Annotated in this window: 13 protein-coding genes; all 13 read right to left on the bottom strand. The window is 29.5% G+C overall.

Annotated elements, in window-relative coordinates; all coding sequences use genetic code 11:
* Window positions 1–132: 132 nt before the first annotated feature.
* Window positions 133–333: a restriction endonuclease gene (locus ACL_RS07340; RefSeq protein ID WP_012243185.1), complete on the bottom strand. Its 201-nt coding sequence runs from the start codon at window positions 331–333 to the stop codon at window positions 133–135.
* Between the two features lie 20 nt (window positions 334–353).
* Window positions 354–2,183: a DNA/RNA helicase domain-containing protein gene (locus ACL_RS06220; protein WP_012243186.1), complete on the bottom strand. Its 1,830-nt coding sequence runs from the start codon at window positions 2,181–2,183 to the stop codon at window positions 354–356.
* A 299-nt stretch (window positions 2,184–2,482) separates the two neighbouring features.
* The gene (locus tag ACL_RS06225) at window positions 2,483–3,001 is read right to left on the bottom strand and encodes a DUF6933 domain-containing protein (protein ID WP_041634338.1); all 519 of its coding nucleotides are present in this window, start codon (window positions 2,999–3,001) and stop codon (window positions 2,483–2,485) included.
* A gap of 444 nt (window positions 3,002–3,445) precedes the next feature.
* A complete protein-coding gene (locus ACL_RS06230; RefSeq protein ID WP_012243188.1) occupies window positions 3,446–5,572 on the bottom strand; it encodes a heavy metal translocating P-type ATPase in 2,127 nt (708 codons plus the stop codon).
* A 106-nt stretch (window positions 5,573–5,678) separates the two neighbouring features.
* Window positions 5,679–6,041, bottom strand: coding sequence for an ArsR/SmtB family transcription factor (locus ACL_RS06235; protein WP_012243189.1), 363 nt, complete (start codon window positions 6,039–6,041; stop codon window positions 5,679–5,681).
* A 252-nt stretch (window positions 6,042–6,293) separates the two neighbouring features.
* Window positions 6,294–6,779: a hypothetical protein gene (locus tag ACL_RS06240; RefSeq protein ID WP_041634345.1), complete on the bottom strand. Its 486-nt coding sequence runs from the start codon at window positions 6,777–6,779 to the stop codon at window positions 6,294–6,296.
* A gap of 1,320 nt (window positions 6,780–8,099) precedes the next feature.
* Window positions 8,100–8,429, bottom strand: coding sequence for a DUF1801 domain-containing protein (locus tag ACL_RS06245; RefSeq protein WP_012243191.1), 330 nt, complete (start codon window positions 8,427–8,429; stop codon window positions 8,100–8,102).
* Window positions 8,430–8,971: 542 nt separating this feature from the next.
* Complete coding sequence (locus tag ACL_RS06250) at window positions 8,972–9,934, bottom strand: hypothetical protein (protein ID WP_012243192.1); 963 nt, start codon at window positions 9,932–9,934, stop codon at window positions 8,972–8,974.
* Between the two features lie 113 nt (window positions 9,935–10,047).
* A complete protein-coding gene (locus ACL_RS06255) occupies window positions 10,048–10,371 on the bottom strand; it encodes a YolD-like family protein (RefSeq protein ID WP_012243193.1) in 324 nt (107 codons plus the stop codon).
* Window positions 10,368–11,648 carry a Y-family DNA polymerase gene (locus ACL_RS06260; protein ID WP_012243194.1) on the bottom strand — a complete coding sequence of 427 codons (1,281 nt, stop codon included), beginning with the start codon at window positions 11,646–11,648 and terminating at the stop codon, window positions 10,368–10,370. The genes ACL_RS06255 and ACL_RS06260 overlap by 4 nt, the downstream gene beginning before the upstream one ends.
* A 14-nt stretch (window positions 11,649–11,662) precedes the next feature.
* Window positions 11,663–12,484, bottom strand: coding sequence for a hypothetical protein (locus ACL_RS06265; RefSeq protein WP_012243195.1), 822 nt, complete (start codon window positions 12,482–12,484; stop codon window positions 11,663–11,665).
* Between the two features lie 45 nt (window positions 12,485–12,529).
* Window positions 12,530–12,967 (bottom strand): hypothetical protein, encoded by a 438-nt coding sequence (locus tag ACL_RS06270; protein WP_012243196.1) that lies wholly within the window; start codon window positions 12,965–12,967, stop codon window positions 12,530–12,532.
* Window positions 12,968–13,133: 166 nt separating this feature from the next.
* Window positions 13,134–14,579: an InlB B-repeat-containing protein gene (locus tag ACL_RS06275; protein WP_012243198.1), complete on the bottom strand. Its 1,446-nt coding sequence runs from the start codon at window positions 14,577–14,579 to the stop codon at window positions 13,134–13,136.
* Window positions 14,580–14,624: the final 45 nt, after the last annotated feature.

A 14,624-nucleotide genomic window follows, 5' to 3' on the forward strand; every position in this document is an offset into this window, starting at 1 on the left:
CTTAAATCTTTTTCTTCCAATTAATAATACATGCAATTTATTTGCTGAAATGGTGGCTGATTTTTGAAATTTGGCATTTGTAATAACAACTGCTGTATTACACTTGTAAATCCCTTTAGCAGTATAAATTTCTTAAACTGCCTTTAAGTTTACTTTTTGCTTTAAATATAATTTAGCTTGGATATAGATTTTATCTTTCCTTTTTTCTGCAAAGACATCTACCCCATAATCGTGACTTCCTTTTGTTATTTTGACCCTAAAACCTGATCTTTTATATGTTTCTGCAATGATTTTTTTAAAAACATGTGGTTTGAGTTGATCTATTAATGTCAAAATTTCATCCTCTGTTGATTTTAAAATTTTGACTTTAATAACCTGCTAAGTTTGCTATCCATACAATAAATATATATACCCTTCATTCCTCTTTTCATTAGAACATTATATGTATTTCTTATGATCAAATCAATTTGATCTAAATCTTCAATTAAGGGTGAGCGTCTACCATGTCGTCTAAAATGACCAGCATTCATAGGATGCTTAGTATAATCAGTTTGAACTTGACCTTTTAAAGGGTTATATATTAAATCATCACCTATAATTAATCCTATATAATCAAACTCTAATCCTTGAACTGTATCAATATGACCCACTCGATATTTTTGACTTTCATCTGCGCTAAATGTAGTGTCTTTATTCCATTGTAACGATAATCCATTTATTTTTATATCAAATAATGTTGAATCATCCTTTGAAACCCAATCAAAGACATCTCCTGCCAACATTCTACTATGAGGAGTTTCTTCAATCTTTTTCATAATTGCTTCATGCCAATCTTGAATATTATCAAAAACTTTGACTTCATATTCTAAGTCCTTGTTTACTATAACTTCCTCATTATATAAAATACTTTCAACTGCATTAATATATTCATCATTGCCTGAACATCTAAACTGAGAACTAAGCCTTAAATTTTCATCATCATAAACGTGTGCACCAAGTTTTTTTGCAGTATGAGTAATACGCTCTATAGTAGCATAATCTCTTATATCAACTTGTTGTTTTTCATCAATAAAAAATATTGAAACTTTTGTGGAATCAATAATTTCTTTAATTAAATCTTCTCCTAAAAGTATATTTCCAGATTTTGATCTTTTTGGTAACCTATGTGCTTCATCAACAACTAAACATTCATATTGATCCTTTGGTCGATCTCTTGATATTTTAATTGTTGAAAGAAAAAGCGTTTTTAAATGTGTATTTTCTCTGCCAGATAACTTTTTACTATAAACATTTCTAACAGCTGAGTTTTTAGTTACATAAAAAGCTAGTTTTTTGTTTTGAATAAATTCATTTAGTATTTTAACTGCAATAACACTTTTACCTGTTCCAGCACCACCTCTAACAATAAAAACTTGTTTTTGGTTATTGCCTTCATTATCCCTAATCGCTTTAATGACATTTTGGTAGCAAATCTCTTGTTTATCCAATAGTGTAAATACTTTATTATTGGATAGTTCGCTGGATAAACTATCCATAAGCATTTGTGCTGGAATTATTTTTGAATTTTCAATTTGATATAGTAATTGGTTATGATATGCTTTAGAAACATGCATTTTTATAAAATTTGCAAGTCTTTGATTATCTTTTGCCGCAAATACTGGTGATTTTTCCAGAAATTCATTATAAAAATCATCTTTGATATCACTATCTTCATATAGATTATGCAAATAAGAACATGAAGAGACTTGTATATTTTCCTCAGTGATGTTTTGGTTATATGCTTCTAAATTTAGTTTGTATGTATATGCTTGGTATGAAGGGTGGAGTGCATCTTGACCATATCTTGTATCATCTGCATTGACTAGTCTACTTTTATTTGTTTTAGATACAGCACTCCACCGTTTCATTTCAACTATAATCAATGATTTTTCCAAACGATCATTTAACCCTGCGATTAAAAAGTCAATTCGATTATTAGTGATCGGAATTTTTAATTCCATGCCAATTTCAATATCACCATCTAACCCTGCTAGTTCAAGAATATTTTTCATGTATACTGCAGCATCTTTCCATGCACTTTGTTCTGACTTACCAGCGTTAAGTTTACTGGAGATTTTTGTCATGATTTGATTATTCAAAACATCTTGATTAAATTGCTTAATCGACTCATTATATGCTAACATCCCTTGTCCCCACAATCTTGTTTATAACATATGCGATTTTAAATTCGTTAATGATATTGTATCATTTAAATGTATGATATGAACTTTTTATGAAAAACATGCCTAAAAGTTAACTGTAATAACATCTAAAGTAAGTTTTTTTATACAAACGACTTTTTTGTAAATCTATCATAATACCATGTAGCAGTCATTAATTATCTCTTTTATACCTCTTGGAGCCTAAAAACAAAAAAACATCTATTCAGTTTATCTCCTGAATAGATGTTACCTTGATAGATCATTTCATACTTGCGTCTTGGTTATTTTATTAGTAATTCTAAATATTCTCTTAACTTTTCTTCCGGATGATAACAGACTTTATAATTATCTTCACAAACAAGTAACTCATTACAAAATAGACCCGCATGTCTTTGTTCAATAGAGTCTGGATGATATCCATCAGTGCCTAATATATGATCTACCATTTCTACTGCTTTATTTAATCTCGCAACTAAAGTTCTATGCTTAGTTTTGTTAAATGAAAATGATTCAGGTCGTCTATCAACATAGGCTCCTATTGCATCTAATGGTATACCAGCATCCATCATAGCGTTCATTACACCAACACTGATCATGGGATAGAGTTCTTTAATGTGACTTTTCTTTAATCCATAGAATACAACTGTAAATCTTGATAGGTCATGCATTAATACGAGTAGATTCTTTCCACTTCGTTTTAAAAAGTGCGCATGCCAAGCATACATATCATTATCTGTGTCATGTTCTGTAATTTTCGGTTTAAAATAATCTAGCGTTGCTTTTGTACATTGTATGTGCACAGGATATCACCTTAATTCAATTCATTATATCAAAATTATAGATTTCATTGGTAGTTGATAAAAGTTTAAACATAACAAAAATGGCATTCTTTTTTATTCGAAGTCTATAATTTAGTTCCACACCATCCACCAAAACATACATTCTACCATTAGTACATCACTAATTAAAAACATATACCTCTAATCTCAAATAGCACTATGAGTAAAAAACACCTACTTCTAAGTAGACGGACTAGGTATTGCAGCTAATGTGAAAATGAAAAGCGTTATACATATAACCTTTCCAAATGTAATAACTGAGTTTAAAGTATCAATAACCCTCAATCAATTAACCAATTAAAAAAAGGCCTGATACATGGGACGAATGCTCATTCGCTTTTGTATCAAACCATTTAGTGTTTATATGTGTGATGCTATCTATCCTTTTACAAATTGACACGCTACCTATTTTTTTAGCACCCTCATTGCATTTAGGATTGCTATCAACGAGACACCTACATCAGCAATAACGGCTTCCCACATTGTTGCTATTCCAAATGCACCAAGAACTAAGAAGAAAGCTTTAATACCTAATGCTAATATAATGTTTTGCCATACAATTTTTCTTGTTCGCCTAGCAATTTTTACCGCAGTTACAATTTTTAATGGCTCATCTGTCATAATAACAATATCTGCTACATCAATTGCGGCATCTGCACCAAGTCCGCCCATTGCAATCCCGATATCAGCTCTTGCAAGTACTGGTGTATCATTTATACCATCTCCAACAAAGAAGAGCTTACCTCGTTTTGACTTACTGTTTAAAAGTTCTTCGACTTTATTTAATTTATCTTCAGGAAGTAATTCAGCGTGAATCTCATCTAATCCTAATGCTTTGCCAACACTAGTTGCAACAGATTTTTTATCTCCCGTTAGCATTATGGTTTTCTTAACCCCTAATGCTTTCAATAGCTTTATTGCTTCTTTTGAATCTTTTTTTATTTGGTCAGATACAACAATATTACCAACATATTTTTTATTAATAGCGATATACAAGATAGACCCTAATGCAGATGATGCTTCAAATGAAATATTTTCTCTTTCCATTAAACGAGCATTTCCTACTAATACTTCATCACTATTAACCTTAGCTTTTATACCATGACCTGAAACTTCTTTTATATCTGATACAATTTCTTGTTTAATGCTTTTGTTATATTCTTTGACAACTGATAAAGCTATTGGATGATTTGAAAAACTTTCAACGTATGCAGTTTTTTCTAACAATTCATCCTTTGAAATATCAATAACCGGATTAATTTGGGTCACTTTAAATGATCCTTCAGTTAATGTACCTGTTTTATCAAATACAGCAATCTCTATTTCATTTAGTGCTTCTAAATAGTTTCCACCTTTTACTAATATTCCATTTTTTGAAGCTGCACCTATCCCACCAAAGAATCCTAATGGTATAGATACAACTAGTGCACAAGGGCATGATATGACTAAGAATATTAATGCTCTATATAACCATTCTTCAAATGTTCCAACTTGAAAAATTAGAGGAGGAATTATAGCAAGCAATACCGCTGACAATGTAACAATTGGTGTGTAGACTCTTGCAAACTTTGTAATGAAGTTTTCAGTTGGAGCCTTTTTACTTGTAGCATTTTCAACTAACTCTAATACTTTAGCAACTGTAGATTCACTTGCTAGTTTTGTAACCTTAACTGTAAGTAAACCATTAATATTAATACAACCTGATAATATCTGTTCACCTACAGTCACATTCATAGGGACCGATTCACCTGTTAATGCTTTTGTATCCAGTGATGAATCACCATCTATTATTATGCCATCTAAAGGAACTCTTTCACCTGGTTTAATAACAATAATATCATCCACATTTACTTCTTCAACTTTGATTTCTTGAACCTCATTACCTTTTTTTACATAAGCAACATCCGGTCGTATTGACATAAGTTTTTTAATCGATCTTCTTGATCGATTTACTGCTATATCCTGGAAGAGTTCTCCTACCTGATAAAATAGCATAACCGCAACAGCTTCAGGATATTCTCCGACAGTAAATGCTCCAATAGTCGCTATAGTCATTAAGAAATTTTCATCAAACACTTTTCCCCTTAATATATTTCTAAAAGCTCGAAATACTACTTCTCCTCCTATTAACAGATAGCTTACTATAAACATCGGAAGATAAAAAATAGATGATTTATTAATAAATAGTACCCCAACAAAGATAAGTATACCTATGATGAGTTTTAACATTTCATGAAGACTTACTCCTTCTTCGTGGTCATGATCATGATCGTCATTTTTCGCTTTACTCAGTTCACGAATTTTAACACCTGGTTCGATCTTATCTATAATTTTTTGTGTTTTTTGTAAGACTTCATTTTTATCAGCTAAGCTTGATAATGATAATATAAGTTTCCCTGATAAATAATCCACTCTCGCTTCTTCTATTCCATCTGTTTTATTCAATTGAATTTCAATTTTTGCAGCACAATTAGCACAGTCCAAACCTTCAATTGAACACACAATATTTTCTTCAAATGTTAATTCACTCACTTCTACACCATCCTGTATTTCGCTTACTCTCGATTTTATCTGCACATTTTTCACAACTTATGTTTTTTAAATGATATCTATATTCTTTCATTTCTCGCACTCTTTTTTATTTATGTAAAAGGTGATCTAGTCCTTGGCTTATAAGTAACTTAATATGGTCATCATCCAATGAATAATAAACTGTTTTACCATCTTTTCTGTACTTTACTAACCTAGACTGTCTTAATACTCTTAATTGATGTGATACTGCAGATTGAGATGTATTAATTACATTTGCTAAATCACAAACGCATAACTCAGTTTCCATTAATGCACATATTATTTTAATACGTGTGGAATCACCGAAGGTCTTAAAAAAATCCGCTAAATTAAATATAAGTTCATCACTTGGTAAACTCTCTTTTGCTTTATTTACCGCTTCAGGATGTATAATATTTGAAGCACATACATCCATTTCTAAATTTTTCATATTATTACCTCACACTTTCATATGAACATATGCTCATACATTCATTATACTTCTCTTTAAAATTACTGTCAACTGTTTTTTCCGTTTTAAAGTTAGTAAAAATAGCTATGTACTACAAAAATTCATGAATGGTACTCAGTATGGTTACACTATTTTTGTAAAGTAAAGAAAGTATGCCTTTCTACAATAAAAAAACATCTATTCAGTTTATCTCCTGAATAGATGTTGGCTTTTATTTAATAGTTTTATTTGTTACTGAGAAACTTGGTTACATATAAAAATTCTATTAGTTTCAGGAAGATATACTAAATAGAAGTATTTATGTCTATTACCACCTCCACCGACGCTATTTAATAGTAAAAATTTATAATTTTCATTAAGATCCGGATAAAATTCAGAAGGAATATTTATTTTCCCCGATGAAATACCAAGACCTTCCATTGCATTAATAAATGATGTTTCAAAATCATCTTTGCTAATATCATCCCCTATTGTAAACATTGTTTCTGTAAGTTCACTAGTTGTTGTAAAAACATAATAGTGAATGCTGCCATCAATATGAACTTTTTTTGAATCATATTCCAGTTTAATACCATTAGGTAAATTAATATTCCACTCATTTTCTAATTGCGATACTTTATATGAAGCGGAATTAAAATATAGTAATCCTGCAATTATTAAACCACCTATGACTAAAAAACTACCAAGAATAATGACAATTTTTTTGGTTATATTCATATACATCACCTCAAAATTTCTTTTATATATATATTATGAAATAGCTGTTATATTGTTGGTAGAGATTTTAGTGGACAATAACACTTCTATTGACTCAATTTAAATATTATTCATCCAAACATTTAATCTCTTATTTTAATTCATTATACCATGTGTCCCTTAACTTCCACGCTATTCTCCTAAAAAAAATCTCTCCTGGGACACATTCGAAAGAGGTGCGGAGAGTTTTATTACCTAGATTATATATTTTTTGTAGATTTATGTCAATAAAGATTGTCTATGCAATGACTTTTTGATGTGCGTTTACAATAGAATGTGTAAACGCACAAAATTAAAGGTCTCGATAAATTGATACATATTGACATTTAAAAACATTAGTATATAATATTTGTGAGTCCTAGCGACGGGTTGATAGTCTTGCTACTATCACATACAACTAAAGTCTTTCTCTATAAGAGAAGGACCTTTTTATTTTCCCCCTCCTTGCATTTATGTTTTAACACTACAATATTTATAGAAGAAGCTATGAACGAATTAAGTTTCGAGTCGTTCTTCTTTTTTTACTTATCACTTATACTAATCAACATATCATGATATTCATTCGGTGTACAGCTGAGTATATTTGATAATTGATCCAGACTTTCATGGCGATTTTTTTCTAATCTTCCAATTTTAAACAAAGTAACACTTATTACTTCTTATCGATTGTCGATATGTCATAACTTACTTATAAAATTAAAAAAATTAACAGTGTCTCTGTTTACAACTAAAGTAGTTGTTTTTCTGTTATTATACCTATAACTACTAGTTAGAGTCCGTTAATCGGTAATTGTAAGTAAATGAGGTTGTTTTCTATAACCCTATTTAAAAGAGGATGTATCAGAGATGTTACCTTTAATAAGTTCTTCTGCTAATAACGAGTCATCATACCTCATGATATCTGAATATGCTTGTTGTTTGTAGATAAACGGATTAATGGACCCATACCAAATTACTTTATGTTTTTATATATATTTTCCCATAATAGTCTGTTTATGTGCACTGCTATGATTTTCTAGGACACATGGGTACCACCTTTCATAAATAAAATGCCTCCATATGCTAAAAGTTGAAATCGAACCTTTAAAAAAGGATATATTTCTGAGGTCTATACGTTTGTTTTTCTTAAAAATGAAATACCTCTAAGTAGAAACTGTTTGAGTGATAATATTTTTTTATTATTTATCCTGTTTACTTTTAGATTACCAGTGTATGTCTCCTAGTATTCAAAAAAAGAACCAATCATTTCTAATTGATTCTACGTGTTTTGACTAATGATACTTACTCGGTCAACGATTGCTTGAAGATAATTCCTAGCAAATCACCTGGAACGTCTTGATTAATTTCTAGTCTTAACATCCCTTTGGGAGTTATTTTATAACCAATCAATTCTTTTGTATACTCACTAATTAATTTAGCCTCTATATTAACGTAATCCTTAAAAGGTATGATTCGAATAAACTTATTTCCATAATAAAACGATGGTATGCTTGCCCAAATTCTTTCATCAATTTGTAAATTAGTCTCATAGATTATTTTTCTGATCTTCAAAAATAAGTCTTTAACACCGTTGTTATATTTACTTAATTTTACTTCAATTTCTTCATTCATATCCGCTCCTAAAATGACATCTTACTATTTACTCATGTTTACTAATCTCTTAGAAAATAGCTGACTAGCTTATAGATTATTTTTAATACACAGATAAATCCTATCGATTAGACCTAATTTTCTCCATGTGCACTTCCAAAAGATTACATCATAGTCACTATATCATAACTTCACTATATTGTTAAATTTTTATTTGGTTTTCATTTACACAAAATATTTTACACTGTGTTTCTAAGGTGATTTATGTACAAAATTTAAATGTTATTGACAGTTTATTATCATTAATAAATAATGACATAACCTCACTTAATCTTCCTATAGTTTACGAATAATATATTTGGCACACTTACTTCGTTAAACTTATAAAACTTGTACATTTTTAACATAAAAGAAATGCCATTCACACCTTGAATTAACGTGTGTATGGCATTATGTCACTAAATGTATACTTGCTGTAGTGTTCTTGCTATAAGGTTTCTAGTTCTTTCCACTTCTTACAGCCTTTCACTACTGTTATTTAACCTATAATAAACGAAAGATTTTTAAAGTGACTTGTCCTTCATTTTATCAATATCTTTCCCATAATAATGTTTTAAATTCATAATATCAAATTCAAAATGATTAACCCAATATCTAAACTGTATCACATATTTTTGTAGAACTGCAATATCCTCATCAGTGGTTTGATCCATTATTGTTTTATCGAAATCCTTTTGTACAATACTTGACGAATAATCAAATATTTCTTTTTCAAAATCTTTGAACCATTGATAAATCGAACTACTTTGTAAAGATAGAATCTTAGAGGTATTATCCAGAAAATCATTTAATGAATTATTAAATTCGCAAAACTCACTTACAAAATCCTTGTTATTCTTGATGTCTTCTTTCATCATGTATTCATTTATCTCGTTATAACTTTTCTTAAGTAGTTCAAATTGATACAAAATCTGATTGAATTCTGCCTTTTTATTTCGGAGTCTTCTTTTATGAGAAGCATTGATTCCACTGATTATGAGTGATATTAAAAAACCTGTTGATAAACTTATATATACATCATAATCAAAATCATAATTATTGTTTTTACTATCAACTGCTAGTGCTAGAAAAACAAACATTAAAATAAATGATAGAATTGTAATCCAGTTGTTAGAAAAGAAACGATTAAATTTCCATACTTTTTCAAAATTATCAGCTACATTCTTATATTTAGAATGATAGTCAGGTAAAATATCTAACCTCAAGTAAAAGGGATGTATACATTTATCAAAAACTGTTCTTAACAAATCATAATGAGATTCAAAATAATTTTCTATATCTGGTAATCTATATTTGTTTTTAAAATAATTCCAAAAGTTTTTATCCACTTTTTCATATTTATCATATAAGATACTCGTATAAACTGTGTAATCATCTACAAATTCATTTGATGGATTATTGGTTAAATTATCAAATAAATCAAAAATAATTTGTAATTTTTCATTTAATTCTTCGATTTTGCTCATATAGTATGGTAACAATCCTTTCTACTAAATTGGTTCTTTTATAAGAAACATCATTTAAAATGACATTAACACTTTCCTAGATTTATAACAGTATTTTTTATTTCATTGAATCGCTATTCTATTATTATATCAATAACATTATTTATTTCATACTTTATTTTGTCAATGAATAGTAGTCGATTAATCTCATCTAGTTTTGTTATAAAACCTTTGTATTCATAAACATATCCATCATCTAAATACATAATAGTTACTTGTTTATTATCTTGGATTGCAGATTTCATGATTCTATCCATATCTTCAAGTTTATCTTCTTGGAGTTCTGGTTTTGGTTTTTTATTTAATCGATAACGAAGTTCTTGCATCATATCTACAAATCCTGCAAGACCATCAAATGGTGAGTATTTGATAATACCTCTATCCGTATAAGGTCTCATGCTTTGTGACGCCCAATAAATGTATTATGTTTAATAATCGTGGATTCTTTATTAAGTGCAGTTGCTCGGTTTACTGCATTCTTGCCAAACTTCTCTTTAATCTCATCCATAGCAGACATCAAATTATATTCACGGTCGATGCTTTCTGCATCTTCAAAGATTGAATACTGATAAGTGGTAGATTCTGTTAAACCACCAAGAGAAACTTCTACTGTTCTTATTGGAAATCCATCATACTTATTTTTGAAGATATTTAGGCATGTTTCAAAGATTTGATCGACTGATGATGTTGGTTGGTCGAATGTGATTTGTTGATGTAATCCTCCACCAATATCAGCATTATAACCTATACCAAAATGAATGACTCTACATCTTTTTTTATTGAGTCTTAATCTTCTTGATACTTCATCAACCATCTCTTGGATGATGGTTAATACTTCCTCACCATTATAATCATGAAACAGCACTTGACTCATCCCATAGGATTTGTTTTGATAGCGGAGTTTACCTTTATCTTGAATTAGTGCATTATCAATGCCATGTGCATGATACCAAAGTTGTTGACCCATCACACCAAATCTATCTTGTAGAGCATCAACATTATAAGCTGCAAGGTCTCCTATTGACCATATACCAAGTTTATTAAGATTAATTTCCATACGTGGTCCAATACCCCACATTTTAGATAGTGGTTCTACTGGCCATAATCTATCCGGTATATCTTTATAAGACCATTTTGCTATCGAATCCTTTTGTTTCTTGGAATCTATATCCATGGATAGTTTTGCCATAAGTATATTAGGTCCTATACCAACAGATACTGGTAAGTGCGGTTCATCAGTTATCTTTTTAATGATTTCTTTTGTTAGTTGAAGTTCTGTTTTATTGTAGAGTTTTAAATACCCTGTTAAATCTAAGAATGCTTCGTCTATGGAGTAAACATACAAATCATCTTCTGATACAAAAATCAAATAGATCTCAATAACCTTCATGGTGTACTCCATATAGGTTTTCATTCTTGACATTGCATAAATGGTACCTTCTTTTAGATTATCTGGAATATCAAAGATTCTGATACGACCTGGAACTTCCATACTCTTTAAATACGGTGATACAGCCAGACACAATGCATCTTTACCGCGAGAACGATCTGCAACCACTAGTGGTGTAGTAAAAGGGTCTAATCCCCTTAAAACGTATTCTACAGAAGCATAAAAAAACTTAAAGTCGATACATATAATATTTCTATGAACTTGTAAGTGTTGTAAATCTTCCACACATTCTTAAAACCTCAATTCTTGTTATTGTTATCAGTCATTAATTTAATTAGCTTTACATTCTTTAGAGTTTCTTCTATTGAATCCCAACAGTTTAACACCATATTTTCTTTACTCTTTTTTTCAAAGTTATATATTTTACTTAAGGCATTTATTTCTTGTTTAAATCTAATTCTTATAACATCTATAGAGGTAGTAAGAAATACTTCTTTCTGAATGGCAACTGGTTCTCCATCCATTATTCTTATCTTCATCATTTTCATAATATTAGCTAGAATTGATGTATAGTCACTAAGGAAAACAATCGCTTGAATCAAATATTCAAAACTGACTTTGTTATCGTACTCGAAATTATGATCAACATGACTATAATTTTTATCACGCATATATTTAAAATGATTGATTTCAATAGAGTTTTTTTCCCTCCATTCCATAAACAAATCAAAATGATTTTTGAGCTTATTCAGATCAATATTTGTTTGAAATATGGATATAAACTCTTTACCTTTGTCAGATACATCTTTGTAAAAGTGATTCACAAATCCAGTTATAGAACTATCACCTTTAATATCGAGTAAATTGTTCAACTCAATAAACATATATGATTCATAAATAAATGCTTTATGTCTTAATGGATATAACACATAATTTTCACTAATGTTTTGAACTCTAAGATGTTGAAAGAATATATTTACTGTATACCAGGACACTAAACTTTCAAACAACACATCAATGCGATGTTCTATTTCATTAAAAACATTAATCCATTTCTTTTCTTCAGAGGATGCATTAGGATTAAATTCATTAAATAATCTGTTTGCTATTTTCTTTATCATGTTTATTCCTCTCCGTGCATCTGCAAGAATTAGATTTTAATTGTCTCAATACCTGTCCAAATCCTTATAGTAATTCTTTATATGTGCTTGCCACGTTTTATTGGTATCAAGATTATATTTATCGTATAAGTGTTTATTAAGTTTATTCAGTATGGTAAAAACTTCTTCTGAAGTGGCAATGAATCTAATCTCTTGATCTTCTTTTTTTACTGCATGAGCAATGGAATTTCTTAGTTCTCGAAGCCTTAACCAATCTGCTTCTTGCAATCCATCTCTTTGTTTCGCTTCATATAGTTCACGAGCACATATAATAGATAAATGCATCATGCTCATGGGGACATCAATGTATGCGGGATGTTTAATTCTAAATTCACTCACTGAATCTTTTGTTTTTTTATGCTTTTTCTCAACTTTATTATTGTAGTAGTTTAGCAACAATGTGGCAGTTAAATAATTCAGTTCAAGAGATGTAGGTGTACTCATTTCTCTTGTTCCTCAACAGTTTTCTTTAATTTTTCACGAAAATCAAACTTATTATCTATATTGTAAAAGATAAGCGTTTCAAATCTATTAACTAAACTTTCATTGATCAAATTCTTCTTGCATAAATCAATAGCGTTTCCTATTAAACTCTTCCATTTCAATTATACTAATCCTTTAATAGTATTGAAACTGCATTATATCCTATGAAAAAATCTATCTCTAATACAAGGATATTATCAACTAAACTCATATTTTCAGAAACTTCAAAAACTAAATTGAATTCATAAATACCTGGTTCTTTGATTTCCAAATCTATCCATGAATAATCATTAATCGGTCTTAAACTGGCAAAATCAATAAAACCATAATATTTACTAATATCCTTATTAATATATGTGTTTTCTAAATGAAAATCGTTGTCATTATCAAGAGTATGATTTTTACCTTCAGTTTTTAATATACTAACATTAAGAATTAGATACTTGCTACCTTGAGGAGCGATTAAATGATTTTCTGAGTCGTTTTTATTCAGCGTAGTTGCCTCATTTGAAAAACTCGCATTGGTAATCTTTATGGTATACACACCGTTTTCTAATATAGTATCTTCATTTATATTTATATATTCATCAAGAGGTACAAGTTCCTGATAATTTGCATACACAGTATAAACCAATTCATTCTCTGATGCATAAAAATATAAATCTCTGATTTTTGTTTCTGGGCTATCTTTTACACTTGACCAGTATAGAAATTGATAACCTTCTTTATAAGGTGTTGCAGTAGGCAATTCTTCAATTTGTCCTTTAGAAATGTTTATATCTATAATTTCTGATGAAGTTCCACCGTTGAAATCAAAATGAACATTATAATCATGAAGATTAGGACGTAAGATTAGAAAAACATTTTGTTCAATTCTATCCCAAGTATCAATTGAAAGCACCATTACTTGGGTAGAATTCAAAAATTCATCTGTTAAGAGAAAAGATAATTCAATGAATGAAGAAACACCATTATTTCTATATGGTTCAAATGTCTCAAATTGATTTGGATCACCTTTGATCACTTTATTTTTATTGCTAACTGCATTCTCAATACTACCTGTTATGTAATCCTCAGCAAAGCCAAGAGTTTCTTCAATGACATTAATGTCTCCTCCTATTGCACCAGATAACATAGCAGAAAAAGTAGCATTTGCCAATGCTTCCATAAAAATAGACATATTTGAGCGGGCATACATATCAACCAACCTTAATTCAAAATATTCAGATTTAATATCTTGTTGATTTACATTGATATCAGTATTCCATTGTTCAACTCTTATACTTAAATTAAGCATATATTTTTCATCTTCTGTTTCAACAGCATTGATGCCAACCACCTTCATGAAAATTTCATCTGCAAAAACAAATTCTTCATATAAAAAGTTGTTGTTTTCATCATATTCCTCAACCAGTGGAGGATTATTTGTTGGTGGATTTTGATTAGTTATTGAGTTGTATATTGCTATACCAACTATTGCTAATATTATGACTCCAAAAAGAATCCTTATAGACATTGGAATCTTTATTGTGATTAATTCTACAAACTTTTGTATGCCTTCTAAAAATTTCATTTTCTCTCCTAATGTTAAACTACTTGCAATAGTTCACTTTATAAA

This window comes from Acholeplasma laidlawii PG-8A (genome assembly GCF_000018785.1).
Taxonomy (GTDB): Bacteria; Bacillota_I; Bacilli_A; order Acholeplasmatales; family Acholeplasmataceae; genus Acholeplasma; species Acholeplasma laidlawii.

What these genes read in the sequence shown, in the direction of transcription:
- ACL_RS06220 (WP_012243186.1), bottom strand. Translation starts at nt 2,183, where the DNA reads ATGTTAGCATATAATGAGTCGATTAAGCAATTTAATCAAGATGTTTTG.
- ACL_RS06235 (WP_012243189.1), bottom strand. Translation starts at nt 6,041, where the DNA reads ATGAAAAATTTAGAAATGGATGTATGTGCTTCAAATATTATACATCCT.
- ACL_RS06240 (WP_041634345.1), bottom strand. Translation starts at nt 6,779, where the DNA reads ATGAATATAACCAAAAAAATTGTCATTATTCTTGGTAGTTTTTTAGTC.
- ACL_RS06245 (WP_012243191.1), bottom strand. Translation starts at nt 8,429, where the DNA reads ATGAATGAAGAAATTGAAGTAAAATTAAGTAAATATAACAACGGTGTT.
- ACL_RS06250 (WP_012243192.1), bottom strand. Translation starts at nt 9,934, where the DNA reads ATGAGCAAAATCGAAGAATTAAATGAAAAATTACAAATTATTTTTGAT.
- ACL_RS06255 (WP_012243193.1), bottom strand. Translation starts at nt 10,371, where the DNA reads ATGAGACCTTATACGGATAGAGGTATTATCAAATACTCACCATTTGAT.
- ACL_RS06265 (WP_012243195.1), bottom strand. Translation starts at nt 12,484, where the DNA reads ATGATAAAGAAAATAGCAAACAGATTATTTAATGAATTTAATCCTAAT.
- ACL_RS06270 (WP_012243196.1), bottom strand. Translation starts at nt 12,967, where the DNA reads ATGAGTACACCTACATCTCTTGAACTGAATTATTTAACTGCCACATTG.
- ACL_RS06275 (WP_012243198.1), bottom strand. Translation starts at nt 14,579, where the DNA reads ATGAAATTTTTAGAAGGCATACAAAAGTTTGTAGAATTAATCACAATA.